This is a genomic window from Kitasatospora phosalacinea, from assembly GCF_030268885.1.
Classification (GTDB): Bacteria; Actinomycetota; Actinomycetes; order Streptomycetales; family Streptomycetaceae; genus Kitasatospora; species Kitasatospora phosalacinea_C.
Genome location: NZ_BSSA01000016.1, coordinates 23,353 through 43,645, shown reverse-complemented (window position 1 = coordinate 43,645; position 20,293 = coordinate 23,353). Strand labels below are relative to the sequence as shown.

14 protein-coding genes are annotated in these 20,293 nt (G+C 71.8%); 5 read left to right on the top strand and 9 right to left on the bottom strand.

Going from position 1 to position 20,293, the window contains the following annotated elements; translation table 11 throughout:
- Nucleotides 1-58: 58 nt before the first annotated feature.
- Entirely contained in the window at nt 59-694 is a 636-nt protein-coding gene (locus QSK52_RS22340) for a mycothiol-dependent nitroreductase Rv2466c family protein (protein ID WP_435053326.1), read from the bottom strand.
- A 183-nt stretch (nt 695-877) separates the two neighbouring features.
- On the opposite strand from QSK52_RS22340, the gene pepN reads away from it, so the two are divergent.
- Nucleotides 878-3,472: an aminopeptidase N gene (gene pepN, locus QSK52_RS22335; protein ID WP_285737902.1), complete on the top strand. Its 2,595-nt coding sequence runs from the start codon at nt 878-880 to the stop codon at nt 3,470-3,472.
- Nucleotides 3,473-3,534: 62 nt separating this feature from the next.
- Here pepN and QSK52_RS22330 read toward each other — a convergent pair whose 3' ends face one another.
- The 5 genes from QSK52_RS22330 to acnA form a co-directional block, all read right to left on the bottom strand.
- The gene (locus QSK52_RS22330; RefSeq protein ID WP_285737901.1) at nt 3,535-4,488 is read right to left on the bottom strand and encodes a carbohydrate ABC transporter permease; all 954 of its coding nucleotides are present in this window, start codon (nt 4,486-4,488) and stop codon (nt 3,535-3,537) included.
- Between the two features lie 10 nt (nt 4,489-4,498).
- Nucleotides 4,499-5,431 carry a carbohydrate ABC transporter permease gene (locus QSK52_RS22325; protein WP_285737900.1) on the bottom strand — a complete coding sequence of 311 codons (933 nt, stop codon included), beginning with the start codon at nt 5,429-5,431 and terminating at the stop codon, nt 4,499-4,501.
- 127 nt (nt 5,432-5,558) lie between these two features.
- Entirely contained in the window at nt 5,559-6,956 is a 1,398-nt protein-coding gene (gene ngcE / locus QSK52_RS22320; protein WP_285737899.1) for an N-acetylglucosamine/diacetylchitobiose ABC transporter substrate-binding protein, read from the bottom strand.
- 370 nt (nt 6,957-7,326) lie between these two features.
- Entirely contained in the window at nt 7,327-8,658 is a 1,332-nt protein-coding gene (locus QSK52_RS22315) for a glycoside hydrolase family 18 protein (protein ID WP_285737898.1), read from the bottom strand.
- A 169-nt stretch (nt 8,659-8,827) separates the two neighbouring features.
- Nucleotides 8,828-11,530: an aconitate hydratase AcnA gene (acnA, locus tag QSK52_RS22310; RefSeq protein WP_285737897.1), complete on the bottom strand. Its 2,703-nt coding sequence runs from the start codon at nt 11,528-11,530 to the stop codon at nt 8,828-8,830.
- 406 nt (nt 11,531-11,936) lie between these two features.
- Here acnA and QSK52_RS22305 point away from each other — a divergent pair, with 406 nt between their 5' ends.
- From QSK52_RS22305 to QSK52_RS22290, 4 genes are all read left to right on the top strand, one after another.
- A complete protein-coding gene (locus QSK52_RS22305) occupies nt 11,937-12,452 on the top strand; it encodes a SigE family RNA polymerase sigma factor (protein WP_285737896.1) in 516 nt (171 codons plus the stop codon).
- A gap of 107 nt (nt 12,453-12,559) precedes the next feature.
- A complete protein-coding gene (locus tag QSK52_RS22300) occupies nt 12,560-13,477 on the top strand; it encodes a hypothetical protein (RefSeq protein WP_285737895.1) in 918 nt (305 codons plus the stop codon).
- 90 nt (nt 13,478-13,567) lie between these two features.
- Nucleotides 13,568-13,969 carry a type II toxin-antitoxin system VapC family toxin gene (locus tag QSK52_RS22295; protein WP_285737894.1) on the top strand — a complete coding sequence of 134 codons (402 nt, stop codon included), beginning with the start codon at nt 13,568-13,570 and terminating at the stop codon, nt 13,967-13,969.
- 176 nt (nt 13,970-14,145) lie between these two features.
- Nucleotides 14,146-14,697 (top strand): superoxide dismutase family protein, encoded by a 552-nt coding sequence (locus tag QSK52_RS22290; protein WP_285737893.1) that lies wholly within the window; start codon nt 14,146-14,148, stop codon nt 14,695-14,697.
- A gap of 88 nt (nt 14,698-14,785) precedes the next feature.
- On the opposite strand, the gene argF is transcribed toward QSK52_RS22290, so the two are convergent.
- The 3 genes from argF to QSK52_RS22275 form a co-directional block, all read right to left on the bottom strand.
- On the bottom strand, nt 14,786-15,787 hold the full coding sequence (gene argF / locus QSK52_RS22285) for an ornithine carbamoyltransferase (protein WP_285737892.1): 1,002 nt from the start codon (nt 15,785-15,787) through the stop codon (nt 14,786-14,788).
- Between the two features lie 140 nt (nt 15,788-15,927).
- The gene (locus tag QSK52_RS22280; RefSeq protein WP_285737891.1) at nt 15,928-18,534 is read right to left on the bottom strand and encodes a polynucleotide kinase-phosphatase; all 2,607 of its coding nucleotides are present in this window, start codon (nt 18,532-18,534) and stop codon (nt 15,928-15,930) included.
- A complete protein-coding gene (locus tag QSK52_RS22275) occupies nt 18,531-20,252 on the bottom strand; it encodes a 3' terminal RNA ribose 2'-O-methyltransferase Hen1 (protein WP_285737890.1) in 1,722 nt (573 codons plus the stop codon). Before QSK52_RS22275 ends, QSK52_RS22280 begins: the two co-directional genes overlap by 4 nt.
- Between the last annotated feature and the right edge of the window lie 41 nt (nt 20,253-20,293).

The window sequence follows — 20,293 nt, the reverse complement described above, 5'->3', positions numbered from 1 at the left end:
CCGACGCGGCGGAGCCCCGCACCCCGGGCCGGGGTGCGGGGCTCCGTCGTGCGGGCGGCTACTCGAAGGACGGACCCGCGGTGCGGGTACGCTTGATCTCGTAGAAGCCGGGGGTGGAGGCGACCAGGATCGTGCCGTCCCAGAGCCGGGCGGCGGCCTCGCCGCGCGGGGTGGGCGTGACGACCGGGCCGAAGAAGGCGACGCGGTTGCCGTCCGGGCCGTCGACGGCGATCACCGGGGTGCCGACGTCCTCGCCGACCAGGCCGATGCCCTCGGCGTGCGAGGCGCGCAGCGCGTCGTCGTGCGCGTCGGTGTCGGCGGCGTCGGCCAGCTCCTCCGGCAGGTTGGCGGCGCGCAGCGCGGCGACGATCGTCTCGCGGTTGTTGGGCAGGCCCTGGTTGTGGAAGCGGGTGCCGAGCTCGGTGTAGAGCGGGCCGAGCACCTTGTCGCCGTGCTCCCGGGCGGCGGCGATCAGGACCCGGACCGGGCCCCAGCCGGCGGCCAGCAGGTCGCGGTACTGCTCGGGCAGGTCGTCCCGGTTCTCGTTGAGGACGGACAGGCTCATCACGTGCCAGCGGGTGTCCACCGGGCGGAGCTTCTCGACCTCCAGCATCCAGCGGGAGGTCATCCAGGCCCACGGGCAGATCGGGTCGAACCAGAAGTCGGCGATCTTGCGGGAGTCTGCGGTCGTCACTGACGGCGTCCTTCGGTCGGCGGTTCGGCGGTTCGGGGATTCCCCTCCGGGGTGCAACTCCGGACCGTCCGCGATGATTCCTCCCTCAGTGCAATGGCACAGGTGGGGCGGCGTGAAAGGATGCCCCCGACGGAGTGCCATGAACACTCCGAAACCGTGTGTTCCGTACAGAGGAGTGCCGACGTGCCGGGCAAGAACCTGAGCCGCGAGGAGGCCCGCGACCGGGCCGCGATCATCCGGGTGGAGAGCTACCGCGTGCACCTGGACGTCAGTGCGGCGGCCGACCCCGGCCGGCCCACCTTCCGTTCCACCACCCGGATCTCCTTCGACTGCGCCGAGCCGGGCGCGAGCAGCTTCGCCGACCTGCTGGCCCCCGAGGTGGTCTCGGTCGAGCTGAACGGCCGCGCGCTGGACGTGGCCGAGGTGTTCGACGGCGCCCGGGTCGCGCTGCCGGTGCTGGCCGCGCACAACCGGCTGACCGTGGTCGCCGAGTGCGCGTACAGCCGCACCGGCGAGGGCCTGCACCGCTTCGTCGACCCGGTGGACGGCGAGACCTACCTGTACACCCACTACGAGCCGGCCGACGCCCGCCGGGTCTTCGCGAACTTCGAACAGCCCGACCTGAAGGCCCCGTTCACCTTCACCGTGACCGCCCCCGCCGCCTGGGACGTGTACGCCAACGCGGTGCACGAGCGCGTCACCGACAAAGGAGACTCCCGCACCTGGGAGTTCGCGCCCACCCGGCCGATCTCCACCTACCTGACCGCCGTGGTGGCCGGCCCGTACCACGTGGTGCGCGACCACTACAGGCGCGAACTGCCCGACGGCACGCTGCTGGAGATCCCGCTGGCCGCCACCTGCCGCCGCTCGCTCGCCCCGCACTTCGACGCCGAGGAGATCCTCACCGTCACCAAGCAGGGCCTGGACTACTTCCACCGGGAGTTCGACTACCCGTACCCCTTCGGCAAGTACGACCAGTGCTTCGTCCCCGAGTACAACATCGGCGCGATGGAGAACCCGGGCTGCGTGACCTTCCGCGAGGAGTTCGTCTTCCGCTCGAAGGTCACCGAGGCCGCGTACGAGTCCCGGGCCAACGTGATCCTGCACGAGATGGCCCACATGTGGTTCGGCGACCTGGTCACCATGAAGTGGTGGGACGACCTGTGGCTGAAGGAGTCGTTCGCCGACTTCATGGGCTCCTACGCGCAGATCGCCGCGGGCACGAAGTACCGCTCCGCCTGGATCACCTTCGCCAACCGCCGCAAGGCCTGGGCGTACCGGCAGGACCAGTTCCCCACCACCCACCCGATCACCGCGGACATCCGCGACCTGGAGGACGCCAAGCTCAACTTCGACGGCATCACCTACGCCAAGGGCGCCTCCGTCCTCAAGCAGCTGGTCGCCTACGTCGGCCCGGAGGCCTTCTTCGAGGGCGCCCGCGCCTACTTCAGGAAGCACGCCTTCGGGAACACCGTCCTGGACGACCTGCTGGACGCCCTGGAGGAGACCGGCGGCCGCGACCTGCGCGCCTGGGCCGCCGCCTGGCTGCAGACCTCCGGGGTCAACACCCTGACCCCCGAGGTGACCTGCGACGCCGAGGGCCGGATCACCGAGCTGGCGGTCCGCCAGGACGGTGCGCCGCTGCGCCCGCACCGGATCGCGGTCGGCCTGTACGACCGGGGCGCGGACGGCGCGCTGGTGCGCACCGACCGCTACGAGCTGGACGTCGCCGGGGAGCGCACCGTGGTCGCCGGGGCGGCCGGGCGGGAGCTGCCCGCGCTGGTGCTGGTCAACGACGACGACCTGACGTACTGCAAGGTCCGCTTCGACGAGCACTCGCTGGAGACCCTGCGCACCGGCCTCGGCGACCTCGCCGACGGCACCGGCCCGGACGGCGGCAGCACCCCGAGCCTGGCCCGGGCGCTGGCCTGGTCCGCGGTGTGGAACCTGACCCGGGACGGCCTGATGCCCACCCGCGACTACCTCGACCTGGTGCTGCGCTTCGCCGGCCGGGAGTCCGACGTCGGCGTCCTGCAGTCCCTGCACCAGCAGGCCGCCACCGCGCTGGCGGTGTACGCCGACCCGGCCCACCGCGCCGAGTACGGCACCGCGCTCGCCGAGTGCGCGCTGCGCGAGCTGTCGCAGGCCGCCCCCGGCAGCGACCACCAGCTCGCCTGGGCCCGGTTCCTGGCCGACACCGCCGAGCGCGCCGACCACCTGCAGCTGCTGCGCGGACTGCTCGACGGCACCGGCCGGATCGACGGCCTGGACGTCGACCAGGAGCTGCGCTGGAGCTTCTGGCTGGCGCTGGCCGCGCACGGGGCCGCCACCGCCGAGGAGCTGGCCGCCGAACTGGCCCGCGACCACACCGCCAGCGGCCGCCGCCAGCAGACCCAGTGCCTGGCCGCGCTGCCCACCGCGGAGGCCAAGGCCGCCGCCTGGGCCGCGGTGGTCGACTCCGACGAGCTGCCCAACGCCCTGGTGGAGGCCCAGATCTCGGGCTTCAACCGGGCCGGGCACCGGGAGCTGACCGCCCCGTACGCCGCGCCGTACTTCGAGCTGCTGGAGTCGGTCTGGGCGGAGCGCTCGATCGAGATCGCGATGCGGATCGTCGGCGGCTTCTTCCCGCGGTACCAGACCACGCCGCGGACCCTGGCCGCCACCGACGCCTGGCTGACCGCCCACCCGGACGCCGCCCCGGCGCTGCGCCGGCTGGTGCTGGAGTGCCGGGACGACCTGGCCCGGGCGCTGCGCGCCCAGGAGTGCGACGCCCGGTGACGACCGGTGGGGCAACCCCCTCCTCCGGGGAGGGGGTTGCCCCACGTGCAGGGGTGGCGCGGTTACTTCAGGGTGGCCGAGGTCAGACCCGCCTGGACCTGCCGCTGGAAGGACAGGTACACCACTAGGACCGGCAGCATCGCGATCGTCATGCCCGCGAACAGGCCGGGGAAGTCGCTGGCGTAGCCGGACTGCTGGGCCAGGTTCATCAGGCCCTGGGCCAGCATCGAGCGGTCCGGGTCGCTGCTGCTCTGCTGCTGCATCAGGGTCAGCGGCAGCAGGTACTGGTTCCACTGGCCGAGCACGTTGAAGATGAACACGCTGATCAGGCCGGACTTCGCCATCGGCACCATGACCTGGAAGAACGCCCGGGTGTGCGAGCAGCCGTCGATCATCGCCGCCTCGTGGACGGCGCTGGGCAGCGACCGGAAGAACGAGTGCAGGAAGAACACGGTGAACGGCAGCGAGTAGGCCGTGTAGACCAGGATCAGGCCGGCGTACTGGTTCAGGCCCAGCCAGGGGATCACCGTGCCGAGGTTCTTCATCATGAAGAACAGCGGGACGAGCGCCAGGTAGACCGGGAACATCGCACCGGCCACGAAGAAGTAGTAGATGACCCGGTTGCCGCGGAACTCGTAGCGGGCCAGCACGTAGGCGGCCATCGAGCCGAGCAGCATGGTCAGGGTGAGCGAACCGGCCAGCACGATCACGGTGCTGACGAAGAAGTCGCCGATGCCCTTGTCCCAGGCGCGGGTGAAGGCGTCGAAGCCCCAGTGCGAGGGCCAGCTCCAGGCGCTGTCGCCGATCTCGGTGTTGTTCTTGAACGAGCCGAGGACGATCCAGATCAGCGGGACGATGATCAGCACGGCCCACAGGGCCAGGAAGCCGTGCGAGAAGACGTTGAGGACTCCCCCGCCGTCGGCGAAGCGCTGCTGCTTGCCGGGCTTGCGCGGCTCGTCGTTCCCGCCGCTGCGCTGGGCCGGGATTCCGGTGGTCGCGTCGGTGTTGGTGCTCATGCCGGGAACCTCAGAACTCGATCTTCTCGCGCCGGGTGACCCGGAGCGAGACGACGGACAGGACCAGGGTGATGAAGAAGATCACCACACCCATGGCGCAGGCGTAGCCGGCCTTGCCGTAGGTGATGAAGTTGCGCATCAGCAAGGTCGCCATGATCTCGCTGTGGTGGTCCGGGCCACCGCCGTAGTACGCGCCGGGGGTCATGGTGGAGACCAGGGCGAAGGCGTCCATCGCGGCGATCGCGAGGTAGACCCAGGCGGTCTGGATGCTCTCCCAGAGCAGCGGCAGCGTGATCTTGAAGAAGGTGGTGCCGCGCTGGGCGCCGTCCAGCAGGGCGGCCTCGTAGATGTCCTTCGGGATGCTCTGCATGGCGGCCGAGAACAGCACCAGGTAGAAGCCGACGCCGGACCAGACGATCACGCCCATGACGCACCACAGGCCGAAGGTCGGGTTGGACGCGAAGTCCCAGGGGTGGTTCTCGTCGACGATGCCGAGCGCGATCAGGACGCCGTTGAGCAGGCCGCCCTTGTCGGTCCGGTACACGCCCTGGAACAGCACCGACAGGATGGCGACCGACAGCACCTGCGGGAAGAAGAAGACGACCTTGTAGAAGGCCGAGCCGCGCACGCCCTGCACGCCGCCGGTGCCGCTCCTGCCGCCCACGTTGAGCATGAAGGCGAAGAACAGCGCCAGCAGGATGGTGGCCAGCGGCAGCACGACCAGCAGCAGCAGGTTGTGCCGCAGCGCGCCGAGGAAGGCGCTGTCCTTGAACAGCGCGGTGTAGTTGTCCAGTCCGATGAAGTTCATCTCGGACGAGGCGCCGGACCAGTCGGTCAGCGAGTAGCCGAAGGTCTGCAGGTAGGGCCAGATGACCAGGGCGATGTACAGCGCCACGGGAACCACGAGGAACCCGAGGATGAAGGGTGTTTTACGGTGTCGCATGGGAGCTGCTCCTGTCCGCCGACAGCCTGTGGTCAGACAGGCCTGGAACTGCGGTATCGCGTGGAACGGCCGGGACCCGCGAGCGGGCCCCGGCCTTGCGGTGACAAGCCGTCGGCCTGCTGGGGGGTCAGACCTTCTTGGAGGTGGCGGCCTTGCCGCGGGAGACCCACTCCTCCGGGGTGATGCGCTTGTTGACCAGCTCGTTGGTGGCGTTCTCGACCTCGGCGTCGAACGCGGTCTGCAGGTCCTGGAAGCTGAAGTTGAAGGTGACGTCGCCGGCCGCCTTGACCGCCGCGGCCGAGGACTTGGTGCCCGGCTTGAGCGGGACGTCCGCGTTGACGCCGTCCTTCAGGACGGTGAGCGAGTTCGCGGTGGCCACGAACTTGGAGGAGCCGTCCTTGGTCAGCATCATGCGCAGGAACTCGAGGCCGCCGGCCTTGTTCTTGGCCTTGCTCGGGACCATGAACGGCTCGCCGGCGCCGGCCCACAGAGCGGTGGCGGGCAGCTTGTCGTTCGGCAGCGACGGGACCGGCAGGAAGGCCATGTCGAAGTCGGCCGGGGTGGAGGCCAGCATCTCGTTCTCCAGCCAGGAGCCGGACGGGATGAAGGCGGCCTTGCCCTGGCACCAGGCGGTCTGCGACTCGGTGTGGGTCATGCCGTTGGTGCCGGGGAGGAGGAAGTCGCCCTCCATGATCTTGTAGAACGCCTTGACGCCGGCCAGCACCGCCGGGTCGTCCCAGGCCGCCGTGTCACAGGCGTTGATCTTCTTGACCAGGTCCAGGCCGCCCTGCTTGGCGATCAGGCTGAAGATGATGTAGTTCGCGTAGTAGGGGTACTTGCCCTGGTGCGCGAACGGGGCGATGCCCGCGGCCTTGATGGTGCCGCAGAGGGTGATGAACTCGTCCCAGGTCTTCGGCGGGGTCCAGCCCTTGTCCTTGAAGAGCTTGGCGGAGTACCAGAGGCCGAACACGGTGTAGACGTAGTTCAGCGAGTACATCTTGCCGTCGATGGTGCCCTGCTCGACGGTGCCGGGCAGCAGGACGTCCTTGATCTTCTTGGACGGGTCGTCCAGGTACGGGGCCTCCAGCAGCACCGTCAGGTCGGTCAGCTGACCGGCGCTGACCAGGACGTCCGCCTTCATGGCCTGGGCGCCGGAGTTGTCGAAGACGTCCGGCGGGCTGCCCGCGTTGAAGCGCGGCTGCAGCTTGCCGCTGATCTCCTGGGTGCCCAGGTGGGAGACGTTCGCGCCCGCGTACGCCTTCTTGTAGGCATCCTCGAAGACCTTGGCGTAGTCGTCGCCGTAGCCGCCCTTGAAGATCACGACGTCCAGCGCGTCGCTGGCCTTCACGCCGAACGGGTTCTTGCTGTCGCCGCCGAGCGTCGGGGAGGCGCCCGACTTGTTGTCACTGCTGCCGGAACCACCGGCGCAGGCCGCGAGCAGCGAGGTGCCGCCCGCCGCGAGGACGGTGATCGCGGCCGCACGCTTGAACAGGTCGCGACGGTTGTACTCAGTTGCAGAGCCCATGAGTGCCCTAACCCCTCAGTTCCAGAAGAAGCGGACCGGAGCTGACGTAGCGTCAACTCCCGCGGCCCGGAAGGTGCCCAGCGGCGAAGGTGCCGGTCAGAGGCGGTGTGATGATGCTGCAAAGGTATAGTCCACTGTTCACCCAGCGGCAATAGTCAGCGGGTCTGATAACAAACCTGACAGTCGAACCGTTGTCGGCGATGCAGCATGTGCAATGTGCAGGGACCCTGCACATTGCCCGTCCGCGCCGAGCCTGGACCGCAATCTAGCGCGTTCGTGCGCGCCAGAACATAGAAATGCGCAGCTTCGCGCAGCACGGTTCGCGAACCGTGCTGCGCGGAGCTGCGCGCGGAGCCGCCCCGGGCCGGGGTCAGCGCTCCTGGAGGCCCCGGTCCAGGGCCGCGACCAGGGTGCCCCGGGCGTCGTCGTTGTCGAGCGACCAGGCCATCACGCCGCCCAGGTCGTTCTCCTCGACGTACCGGGCCTTGCGGGTCAGCAGGTCCGGGGTGTCGTACGTCCAGAACTCGGTGCCGTCGTACTTCCAGGTCGCCCCGTGCGCGCGGTCGGTGAAGACCGTGCCCGGCAGGTCCTTGATCTGGTTGTACGGCAGGTTCCCGCCCCGGGCCAGGCCGGTGGCGGACTGGTACAGGCCGTCCTTCTTCGGCCCGGCCGGCACGCCCGTCCAGCCGTAGCCGTAGAACGGGACGCCCACCACGGCCTTCTTCGCGGGCAGGCCGCGGTCCAGGTAGGTCCGCACCACCCGGTCGACACCGAGCTTCAGCCCGGAGGCGTCCGCCCGGTCGGCGTAGAGGTTGGCGTCGTGGTTGGTCGGCCCCTGGGCCTCCCACGGGCCGTGCAGGTCGTAGGTCATCAGGTTGAGCCAGTCCACCGACTTGGCGACCTTCTTGACCTCCAGCTGGTCGATCTTCGCCTCGCCCGCCGGGACGGCCGCGGTGAGCAGGTAGTGCGGGCCCTTCCTGCCGGACAGCGCGTCCAGTTGGCGGCGGAACTCCTGCATCAGCAGGGTGTAGTTGCGGCCGTCCTCGGGGCGCACCACGTTGCCGCCGTCACCGCCGCCGCCCGGGTACTCCCAGTCGATGTCGATGCCGTCGAACACCCCGGCGCCCGCGCCCGCGCCGCCCTCGGCGGAGCCCAGCTGCGGGAGGTCGCCCTTGAGGTACAGGTCGATGCAGGAGGAGACGAACTTCTTGCGCGACTCGTCGGTGAGCGCCGCGTCCGAGAAGTACTTGGACCAGCTCCAGCCGCCCAGCGAGATCACCGCGCGCAGTTGCGGGTTCTTGGCCTTGAGCTTGCGGATCTGGTTGAAGTTGCCCTTGAGCGCCTGGTCGGCGGTGTCGGCCACGCCGTCCACCGACTCCTCGGCGCCCACCGGGCGCTGGTAGTCGGCCCAGGCGTCGCCCACCCCGGCCGCGTTGGCCTCGAAGCAGGTGCCGTCGGCGGAGACGTTGCCGAAGGCGTAGTTGATCACGGTCAGCCTGCCGGCCTGACCGCTGGTCTGGACGTTCTTGGCGGAGAAGCCGCCGTAGATGCCCCACTGGGTGAAGTAGCCGACCCGCTGGCCCTCCAGCCGGTGGCGGCCGCCGCGGTCGTCGTCGCCGTGGGCCTGGGCGGCCGCCGGGGAGACGAGCAGGGCGCCGAGCGTGGCCGCGACGAGGAGCGCGGCGGAGCTGCGTCTGGTCATTCCGTGAATCTCTCCGATTCAGCGTCAATTGGTATGGACCATGTGCTGTGGAGAGGTTTAGTCCACTCGGCGGGGGCCGCACAAGGGGAACGGCAGGATCCGCGCCGGGGAACGACGGAGGCCGCACCGCCCCTCGCGGGACGGTGCGGCCTTCTCGTTGCCGCCCGGATCAGCCGATGAGGCTGCGCAGCACGTACTGCAGGATGCCGCCGTTGCGGTAGTAGTCCGCCTCACCGGGGGTGTCGATGCGCACCACCGCGTCGAACTCGACCTCACCGGCCTTGACCTTGACGGTCTTCGGGGTGCGGCCCTCGTTCAGCTCGGTGACACCGGTGATCTCGAAGGTCTCCTCGCCGGTCAGGCCCAGCGACTCGGCGTTCTGGCCGGCCGGGAACTGCAGCGGCAGGACGCCCATGCCGATCAGGTTGGAGCGGTGGATGCGCTCGTAGGACTCGGCGATGACGGCCTTGACGCCGAGCAGCGCGGTGCCCTTGGCCGCCCAGTCGCGGGACGAGCCGGAGCCGTACTCCTTGCCCGCCAGGACGACGAGCGGGATGCCCGCGGCCTGGTAGTTCTGCGAGGCGTCGTAGATGAACGACACCGGGCCGTCGGCCTGGGTGAAGTCGCGGGTGTAGCCGCCCTCGGTGCCCGGCGCGATCTGGTTGCGCAGGCGGATGTTGGCGAAGGTGCCGCGGATCATCACCTCGTGGTTGCCGCGGCGCGAGCCGTACGAGTTGAAGTCGCGCTTCTCCACGCCGTTGGCGGTCAGGTACTGCGCCGCCGGGGTGCCGGGCTTGATGTTGCCGGCCGGGGAGATGTGGTCGGTGGTGACCGAGTCGCCCAGCTTGGCCAGCACGCGGGCGCCGGAGATGTCGGTCACCGGGCTCGGGGTCTTGGCCATGCCCTCGAAGTACGGGGGCTTGCGGACGTAGGTGGACTCGGCGTCCCACTCGAAGGTGTCGCCGGTCGGGACGGGCAGCGACTGCCAGCGGTGGTCGCCCGCGAAGACGTCCGCGTAGTCCTTGGCGAACATGTCCTGGTCGATGGAGTTGGCGACCACGTCGGCCACCTCCTGCTCCGACGGCCAGATGTCGGCGAGGAAGACGTCGTTGCCGTCGGCGTCCTGGCCCAGGGCGTCCTTGGTGATGTCCACGCCCATGTTGCCCGCGATCGCGTAGGCGACCACCAGCGGCGGGGAGGCCAGGTAGTTCATCTTGACGTCCGGGTTGATCCGGCCCTCGAAGTTGCGGTTGCCGGAGAGCACCGAGACGACCGCGAGGTCGTTGTCGTTGACCGCCTTCGACACCTCCTCGGGCAGCGGGCCCGAGTTGCCGATGCAGGTGACGCAGCCGTAGCCGACCAGGTTGAAGCCCAGCTTCTCCATGTACGGGAGCAGGCCGGCCTTCTCGTAGTAGTCCATGACGACCTTGGAGCCGGGCGCCAGGGTGGTCTTGACCCAGGGCTTGACGTGCAGGCCCTTCTCCACGGCCTTCTTCGCCAGCAGGGCGGCGCCCAGCATGACGGAGGGGTTGGAGGTGTTGGTGCAGGAGGTGATCGAGGCGATCACGACCGCGCCGTTGTCGATCTCGTAGGACGAGCCGTCGGGGGCGGTGACCAGGGACGGCCGGTGGATGCCGTTGCTGGACGCCGGGGCGTCGGAGGCGGGGAAGGACTCCTCGCCGGCCTCGTCGACGCTGACGTAGTCGCGCACGGCGGTGCGGAAGCGCTCGGCGGCCTCGGCCAGCACCACGCGGTCCTGCGGGCGCTTCGGGCCGGAGATCGACGGGACGACGGTGGAGACGTCCAGCTCCAGGTACTCGGAGTAGACCGGCTCGACCGACGGGTCGTGCCAGAGGCCCTGCTCCTTGGCGTACGCCTCGACCAGGGCGAGCTGCTGCTCGCTGCGGCCGGTGAGCTTGAGGTAGTTGATGGTCTCGGCGTCGATCGGGAAGATCGCGCAGGTCGAGCCGAACTCCGGCGACATGTTGCCGATGGTGGCGCGGTTCGCCAGCGGGATCGAGGTGACGCCCTCGCCGTAGAACTCGACGAACTTGCCGACCACGCCGTGCTTGCGCAGCATCTCGGTGATGGTGAGCACCAGGTCGGTGGCGGTGGTGCCGGCCGGGAGCTGGCCGTTCAGCTTGAAGCCGACCACGCGCGGGATCAGCATCGAGACCGGCTGGCCGAGCATCGCGGCCTCGGCCTCGATGCCGCCGACGCCCCAGCCCAGCACGCCCAGGCCGTTGACCATGGTGGTGTGCGAGTCGGTGCCGACGCAGGTGTCGGGGTACGCCTGGCCGTTGCGGACCATGACGGTGCGGGCCAGGTGCTCGATGTTGACCTGGTGGACGATGCCGGTGCCGGGCGGGACGACCTTGAACTCGTCGAAGGCGGTCTGACCCCAGCGCAGGAACTGGTAGCGCTCCTTGTTGCGGCCGTACTCGATCTCGACGTTCTGGACGAAGGCGTCCGGGGTGCCGAACTTGTCGGCGATGACCGAGTGGTCGATGACCAGCTCGGCCGGCGCCAGCGGGTTGATCTTGGACGGGTCGCCGCCCAGCTCCTTCACGGCCTCGCGCATGGTGGCCAGGTCGACCACGCAGGGCACGCCGGTGAAGTCCTGCATGATCACGCGCGCCGGGGTGAACTGGATCTCCTCGGACGGCTCGGCCGTCGGGTCCCAGCCACCGAGGGCGCGGATGTGGTCGGCGGTGATGTTGGCGCCGTCCTCGGTGCGGAGCAGGTTCTCCAGCAGGACCTTGAGGCTGTACGGCAGCCGCTCGGCACCCTCGACGGCGGAGAGCTTGAAGATCTCGTACGACTCGTCGCCCACCTGCAGCGAGCTGCGGGCGTCGAAGCTGTTCGCGGACACGACTGACTCCTTCTTGGTCCACCCGGTGATGAGGTAAGCCTCAGCTAACCTGACTGCCGCCGCTTACCGAGCCGATGATGGAAGGCCTGCGCCTCTCGGCAAGTATCTTGACGTCAAGATAAAGCGTAGCGCGGAATGTATCTCGATGTCGAGATAAACCATAGTGCATGGGGTCCGCCCGCACTCCACCGGCTCGCCCCACCGCGGTTCCCCACCAGGGTGCACCTCCCCGGCCCCGGAGCACGACCGGGACGCAACGTACCGGGCGCCCGGCGCGTCTGTTCCTTCGCGGGGCCGCGTCCGTTCCTTCGCGGGGCCGCGGACTGCGGGGCCGCGGACTGCGGGCCGCGCGGGGCGACGGGCCGGGGCGACGGACGAGGACGAGGACGGGGGCGCGCGGACGGTGGTGGGACGACGCAGGGGCGCCGAGGAGCGGCGCGAGTTCGAGCAGTTCGCGCACGAGCGCGGCGCCGCGCTGTTCCGCACCGCGCTGCTGCTGTGCGGCGACTGGCACCTCGCCGAGGACCTCACCCAGACCGCCCTCGCCCGGATCTACGCCTCCTGGCACCGGGTCGCCCAGGCCGAGAGCCCCGCCGCGTACGCCCGCACCGTGCTGGTCCGCTGCTACCTCTCGCACCGCAGACTGCGCCGCAGCACCGAACTGCCGGTGCTCGACGGCCTCCCCGAGCAGGCCGCCCCCGACCACGACCCCGCGCTGCGGGTCGCCCTGCTCGCCGCGCTCGCCGAACTGCCGCCCAAGGACCGGGCCGTGCTCGTGCTGCGCTACTGGGAGGACCGGAGCGTCGACGAGACCGCCGCCGAGCTCCAGCTCTCCCCCGGCACCGTCCGGGTCCGCTCCCTGCGGGCCCTGACCAGGCTGCGCCGCCAACTCGCCCCGCACCTGGACAGCCTGGTGCCGTGACGCGCCCCCGCGACCGCGCCCACGACCCTGGCCTTGACCGCGCCCGTGACCTTGACCTTGACCTTGACCGCGCCCGTGACGACCGCCAGAAAGCGAGAAACCTCCCGATGTCCGAGCAGGAGCTGAGCGACGTCTTCGCGCGGGCGGTCGGCAGCAGCGTGCCCGACCTCGGCCTGCTGGTCGCCGGGGCCACCGCCGAGGGGCGGAGCATCCGGCTGCGGCGGCGGCTCGCGTTCACCGGGGCGGTCGCCGCCGTCGCCGCGCTGGCGGTGGGCGGCGGGCTGCTGCTGCGCCCCGCCGCGGCCCCGCCCGCGGTGTCGGCGGCCGCCCCGGGCACCGGCCCGGGCACCGGCCCGGCCGCCTCGCCGTCCGTCCCGGCCCGGCCCGTGACGCTCGACCGGCTGCTGCCGTTCCTGCCGCACGAACTGGCCCTCACCGCCTGGGAGGACACCGGCGCCGCCCCGGACGGCTCGACCGGTCTCTCCGTCCTGGCCCGGTTCCACTGGGCCTCCGGCGGGGACGCCGGGACGATCGAGGTGCGCGTGCAACTGGCCGACGAGGGCGCGCAGACCCTGATCTGGGGCCACGACTGCCGCGAGGACCCGGCCGTCCGGGCCTGCGCACCCGTCGGCAGCGGGGACGTCAGCGGAGTGAACCTCACCCTCTCCGACGATCAGGGCCGGACCGTGAACCGGGCGGACCTGATGGACCCCCACGGCGTCCGGCTCGTCCTGTCCGCCACCGGACCGACGGGCGACGCCCCGCCGCTCGAACCGAGCGCCATGGGCAAGATCGCGGTGGGCCTGCAGCAGACGCTGTCCGCCGACCTCGACGCGTACGCGGCCCGGGAGCGGGCGCGGCGGCAGGCGGTCACGGCCGTGACCAGCCCGCCCGCCTCCCCCGGCCCCGCCCTCACCGCCGTGCCGAGCGGCGCGCCCGGCAGCAGCCGCCCGGGCAGCGCCCGCCCCGGCAGCGCCCGCCCCGGCAGCGGCGAGCCCACCGCGGCGGGTGGCGGCGGCCCGTGACGGCGGGTGGCGGCGGCCGGTAGCCGCATCGGGTCCGCACCCGGCACCCCCCGGGCCGGACGGCGGGCGCGGGCGGACTACGGTGGGCGGGTGATCGTGGTGGACGCTTCTGCACTGGTGCTGTCGTTCTCCGACCGGGGGCCCCGGGGCGATGCCGCCCGGGCCGCGCTGGCCGCCGACCCCGAGTGGGTGGCGCCCGAGCACGTGGTGATCGAGGTGATGCAGTCGCTGCGCGGGCTGTACCTGGCCAAGCAGTTGACCGCCGAGGAGGTCGCCGCACTCACCCTCCGGCTCCCGGGCCTGGCCATCCGCAAGGTGGAGGTCGCCCCGCTGCTCGGCCGGATCTGGGAGCTCAAGGACAACCTGACCCCGGACGACGCCGCCTACGTCGCGGTCGCCGAACTCCACGGCGCCCCGCTGGTCACCGCCGACCTGCGCCTGATGCGCGCCAGCGGGCCGCGCTGCGAGATCCGCGGCATCGCGGCGGCCTGACCGCCGGTCCGCACCCGGTGCGCGGCGCGGTGCGCGTCCCGCTTCGCGCCCCGGTTCGAGCCCCGGTTCCCGTACGGGTGACTGCGGTTGGCGCTGCGGCACGGCGGCGTGCGCGGCGGGACGGGGACGGCCACCGTGTCGGGTGTTGTCCCTGCCCGCCCGTCGGAAGGTCCGCGATGCCCCTGTCCCCCGCTGCCGGTGCGCTGTTGGTGCCGCTCGCCCTGCTGCCGATCGGGCCGCCCGACGCCCAGGGCCGCCCGACGGACGCCCCGGCCGGTCCGGGTGCCGGCCGGGTGGTGGACGCCCGTTTCGACCGGGCGGACGGTTTCGTCCCGGCCCGGGCGGTCACCCACGCGCCCGACCTGGTGCCGTACGGCTCGCAGGTGCGGGTCACGGTCGGGCGGGCGGCCGGGCGCACCTCCGTCACGGTGGAGCTGGCCGGGGTGGCCGGTTCGCACGAGTTCCCGGCGCACGTGCACACCGGGCGCTGCGGCGCCGACCCGGCCTCCTCCGGGCCGCACTACCAGCAGGTGGCGGGGTCGGACGCTGCCGACAACGAGGTGCGGATGACGCTGCGCACCGGCCCGGACGGGACCGGCACCGCCTCGGCGACCGTCCCGTGGGAGTTCCGCCCGGACGAGGCGCACTCGCTGGTCCTGCACGCGGGCACCCCCGCCGGGCCGCACGCCGCGGCCGACCGGGCGGCCTGCGTGGACGTCGACTTCTGAGGCAGCGGGGCGACCTCCGCACCACGCGCCGACGCCCGCCGGACGCCGGTGCGTCCCGCGGGCGTCCCCGCGCTCGGGGCCGGGGCCGTCAGGACCCGAGGGTCGCCACCATCACGGCCTTGATGGTGTGCAGGCGGTTCTCGGCCTGGTCGAAGACCACGGAGTGCGCGGACTCGAACAGCTCGTCGGTGCACTCCAGTTCCGACATGCCGGTGAGCTCGAACATCTGCCGGCCGACCTCGGTGCCGAGGTCGTGGAACGCGGGCAGGCAGTGCAGGAACTTGACCGCCGGGTTGCCGGTGGCGCGCACCGTGTCCATCGAGACCTGGTACGGCTTGAGCAGCGCGATCCGCTCGGCCCAGACCTCCTTGGGCTCGCCCATCGACACCCAGACGTCGGTGTAGAGGAAGTCCGCCCCGGCCACGCCGGCCGCCACGTCCTCGGTGAGGGTGATCCGGGCGCCGCTGGCCTCGGCCAGCGAGTCGGCCGCCTTGCGGACCTCCTCGCTGGGCCAGAGCGAGGCCGGGGCGACGATCCGGATGTCCATGCCCAGCAGCGCGCCGGTGACCAGCACCGAGTTGCCCATGTTGAAGCGGGCGTCGCCGAGGTAGACCAGGGTGGTCTCGTTCAGCGGCTTGGTGGAGTGCTCCTGGATGGTGAGCACGTCGGCGAGCATCTGGGTCGGGTGCCACTCGTCGGTCAGGCCGTTCCAGACCGGGACGCCCGCGTGCGCGGCCAGCTCCTCGACGATCTCCTGCCCGTCGCCGCGGTACTCGATGCCGTCGAACATCCGGCCCAGCACCCGGGCGGTGTCCTTGATCGACTCCTTGTGCCCCATCTGCGACCCGGCCGGGTCCAGGTAGGTGGTGGAGGCGCCCTGGTCGTGGGCGGCCACCTCGAAGGCGCAGCGGGTGCGGGTGGAGGTCTTGGCGAAGATCAGCGCGATGTTCTTGCCGCGCAGGCGGGGCTGCTCGGTGCCCGCGTACTTGGCGGCCTTCAGCTGGGCCGCCAGGTCGACCAGGTGACGGAACTCCTGGGGAGTGAAGTCGAGCTCCTTGAGGAAGTGCCTGTTCCGGAGGTTGAACGCCATACCGGTCTCCTGGGTCGGTCAACGGACTGAAGTGGGAAGTGTATACGAGGATTCGAATATTCATGCAACACTTCCACGGCCCTGCCCCGGCCGTGGCGATCGGAGATCGAACCATGGCCGGGACCGGGACCAGAGCCGGGTCAGAGCCGGGGGTCGACCGGTTCTGACTCCAGGGCCAGCACCGCGAACACCGCCTCGTGCACCCGCCACAGCGGCTCCCCGGCCGCCAGCCGGTCCAGCGCCTCCAGGCCGAGCGCGTACTCGCGCAGGGCGAGCGAGCGCTTGTGGCCGAGCGAGCGCTGGCGCAGCCGGTCCAGGCGCCGGGTGTAGTCCGGTCCGTAGATGATCCGCAGGTACTCGCGGCCGCGGACCTTCATCCCGGGCTGGACCAGCCGCCCGGAGCCGTCCCGGTGCAGCGGTTCGACCGGCTTGACCACCACGCCCTCGCCGCCCGCCGCGGTCAGCTCCTCCCACCAGGCGACGGCGGCGGCGATCGAGGAGTCGTCCGCGGTGTCGACCAGCAGCCGCCCGGTGCGGTGCAGCACCGGCGCGGTGCCGTCCGTCTCCGCGGCGAGCTGCCCGTCGGCGTCCACCAGCCGGTCGATCAGGGCGAGGTGCTTGGTGTGCGGGCGCAGCGCCAGGTTGGCGCCCTCGGCGGCGAGCAGCTGGAACGGGGCCAGCCGGACGCCGTCGAGCCCCTCGGTCGGCCAGCAGTAGCGCCGGTACGCCTCGGTGAAGGCCCGGGCGTCGGCCGCGTGCCCCTGCTGGCGGTCGGTCAGCTCCGCCACGTCCAGCCCTCGCCCGGCGGCCCGGGCGAGGGCGTCGAGCGCGGTGGGCAGGGCGGCCCCGGCGGCCGCGCCGACGGCGGCGTACTGGCGGCGCAGCAGCTCGACCGCCTTGAGCGACCAGGGCATCAGCTCGGCGTCCAGCAGCAGCCAGCCGGTGCCGAGTTCGTCGAACAGACCGGTGCGCTCGGCGGCGGCGCGGAGCCGGTCGAGGAGCGCCTCGGTGAGCCCCTGGTCGGACAGGAAGGCGCGACCGGTCCTGGTCCAGATCGCGCCGGGGCCGGGCAGCCCGAAGCGCTTCTCCAGGGCGGCAGCGTCCCGGGCGACCAGGACGACGGCCCGGGAGCCCATGTGCTTCTCCTCGCAGACCACCTGGCGCACGCCGTCCTGCCGGTAGGCGAGGAACGCCTCCTCGGGGTGCTCCAGCAGGCCCTCGCGTCGGGAGGTCGGCGAGGGGGCCATGGTCGGCGGCAGGTAGCCGAGCAGCCGCGGGTCGAGCGCGAAGCGGCTCATCACCTCCAGCGCGGCGGCGGCGTTCTCCTCCCGGACGGCGACGTTGCCCAGGTGCGCGGTCTCCACCACCCGGCGACCGACCACGTCGGCGAGGTCGAGCGGACGGCCCTCGCGGCCGCCGGGCGCGTCGGTGCGCATCGGGCGGATTGGCGCGTACCACTCCTGCTCGGCCGGGACGGCGACGACCTCCCGCTCCGGGTAGCGCAGCGCGGTGAGGCTGCCGCCGAACACGACGCCGGTGTCCAGGCAGATGGTGTTGTTGAGGAAGCTCGCCACCGGCACCGGGGTGTGGCCGTAGACCACCAGGGCGCGGCCGCGGTACTCCTCGGCCCACGGGTAGCGCACCGGCAGGCCGTACTCGTCGGTCTCGCCGGTGGTGTCGCCGTACAGCGCGTGGGAGCGGACCCGGCCGGAGGCGCGGCCGTGGAACTTCTCCGGCAGACCGGCGTGGCAGACCACCAGCGCGCCGCCGTCCAGCAGGTAGTGGCTGACCAGGCCGCGGATGAACTCCCGCACCCGGGCCCGGAACTCCTCGCTCTCCGCGGACAGTTGGTCGATCGTCTCCTGCAGGCCGTGCGAGACGGTGACCTTGCGGCCGTCCATCCAGCGGCCCAGCTTGTTCTCGTGGTTGCCGGGGACGCAGAGGGCGTGGCCGGCCTCGACCATGCCCATCACCAGGCGCAGCACGCCCGGGCTGTCCGGGCCGCGGTCGACCAGGTCGCCGACGAAGACCGCGGTGCGGCCCTCGGGGTGCGCGGCGTCGACGGCGCGGCCCTGCTCGTCGCGGGTGATCGCGTAGCCGAGCCGGCCGAGCAGGGTCTCCAGCTCGGAGCGGCAGCCGTGGACGTCGCCGACCACGTCGAACGGACCGGTCAGGTGCCGCAGGTCGTTGTACCGCTTCTCCGGGACGATCTCGGCATGCTCGACCTCCTCGACCCCGCGCAGCACGTGCACCTTGCGGAAGCCCTCGCGCTCCAGCCCGCGCAGCGAACGGCGCAGGTCCCGCTGGTGGCGGGGGATCACGTGGGCGGGCAGTTGCCGGTCCGCCCTGGCCCGGTTGCGCTCGGCGCACACCTCGGCCGGGACGTCCAGCACGATGGCGATCGGCAGCACGTGGTGCTCCCGGGCGATCGCGACCAGGGCCCGGCGGGCGTGGTCCTGGACGTTGGTGGCGTCGACCACGGTGCGCCGACCCGCCGCGAGCCGCTTGCCGACGATGTAGTGCAGCAGGTCGAAGGCGTCGCCGGAGGCGGACTGGTCGTTCTCGTCGTCGGCGACCAGGCCGCGGCAGAAGTCGGAGGAGACCACCTCGGTCGGCTTGAAGTGCTTGCGGGCGAACGTGGACTTGCCGGAACCGGTGCTGCCGATCAGCACCACCAGCGAGACGTCGGTGACGGGCAGTCGGCGGCCCGCCCGGGCAGGGGTCGGCTCCGTGGTGTCGGTGGTCATCGGTGGGCGCTCCCTTCCGGGGCGAGGTCGTTCGACGGGACGTCGGTGGCGGTGGCAGTGGCAGTGTCGGCGGCAAGGGCCGTGCTGGTGGTGGTGGCGGCGGTCGGGTCGGGTTCGGCGAGGCGGAAGTGGGCGAGCTGGGTGGGCGCACCGACCTCGGGGTCGACCGGGCCGACCGGCTCCAGCTCGACGCCGTAGCCGTAGTCGGCGGCGACCCGTTCCGCCCAGGCCGCGAACTCGGCCCGGCTCCACTCGAAGCGGTGGTCGTCGTGACGCATCCGCCCGGCGGGCAGGGTCTCCCAGCGGACGTTGTACTCGGCGTTCGGGGTGGTGACCACGACCGTCGCGGGCCGGGCCGCGCCGAACACCGCGTACTCGAGCGCGGGCAGCCGGGGCAGGTCGAGGTGCTCGATCACCTCGCACAGCACCGCCGCGTCGTAGCCCTTCAGCCGGGCGTCGGTGTACGTCAGGGCGCCCTGGACCAGCTTGACCCGGCGGGCCAGCCGCTCCGGCATCCGGTCCAGGTGGAGCCGACGGGCGGCGATCGTCAGTGCCCGCGAGGACACGTCCACCCCGAGCACCTCGGTGACCCGCGGCTCCTTGAGCAGCGCGCCGACCAACTCGCCCTGCCCGCAGCCCAGGTCGAGCACCCGGGCCGCGCCCGTCCGGGCCAGCGCCGCCAGGATCGCCGTCCGCCGCTGCACGGCGAGCGACTCACCCCGCTCGGTGACCGCGGCCGGAGCGGCCGGAGCGGTGAGCGGGCCTGCCGGGTCGGCCGGGTCGACGGCGGTCATCTCCGCTGCCCCTGCGGTGTCTGCGGTCGCTGCGGCGTCCGGAGCCTCCGGGGCGTCCGGAACCTCCGAAGCCTGCGGAGCCTGCGGGGCGTCCGGAACATCCGGAACGTCCGGGACGGCGTTGTCGATCTCCTCGGCCTCGCGGTCGTCGGCCTCGGCCAGCCGGGCCAGGGCGAGGCGTTCCATCGCGAGCTTGGTCAGCGACCAACGGCGAGCCAGGTAGCGGCGGGTGATCAGGGCCCGTTCGGGGTGGTCGGCGAGCCAGCCGTGGCCCGCCGCGAGCAGCTTGTCGACCTCGTCGGGGGCGACCCAGTAGTGCTTGGCCCCGTCGAGGACGGGCAGCAGCACGTAGAGGTGCTGCAGCGCGTCGGCGAGCCGCAGGGTGCCGGTCAGTTCGAGCCGCACGTACCGGGAGTCGCCCCACTCGGGGAAGGACTCGTCCAGCGGGACGGGCCGCGCGTCGACCTGCCAGCCCAGCGGTGCGAACAGCCGCTCCACCAGCGCGGGATCGCCGGCACCGGCCACCGGGACGGCGGGCAGCGCGATCCGCAGCGGCAGCGCGCGGCCGGGCAGTTCGGGCCGGTGCGCGCACTCGCCCTTCATCGCGGACCGGTAGACCGTGCGCAGCGCCACCGCGAGCAGCGAGGAGGCGGCGTACGGGCGGTCGTTGACGTACTGGGCGAGCGCCAGGTCGGGGGAGCCGGACCGGCCCTTGCCGCGGCCTTGGCGGAGCAGCGCCGCGGGGTCGACCTCCAGCAGCAGCGCGGCGGTGCAGGACTGCGCACCGGACTCGGGGTAGAAGACGTGCGCGGTGCCGTGCGCGGTGGCGAACTGCTGCACCCGGTCGGGGTGCTTGTGCAGCAGGAAGCCCAGGTCGGAGGCGGGGTTCTCGGCGGTGCCGGTAGTGGAGATCGATACGAACACCCGGCCGAGTATGTCCTGCGGGCCCGTCCGGGGGCACCGGG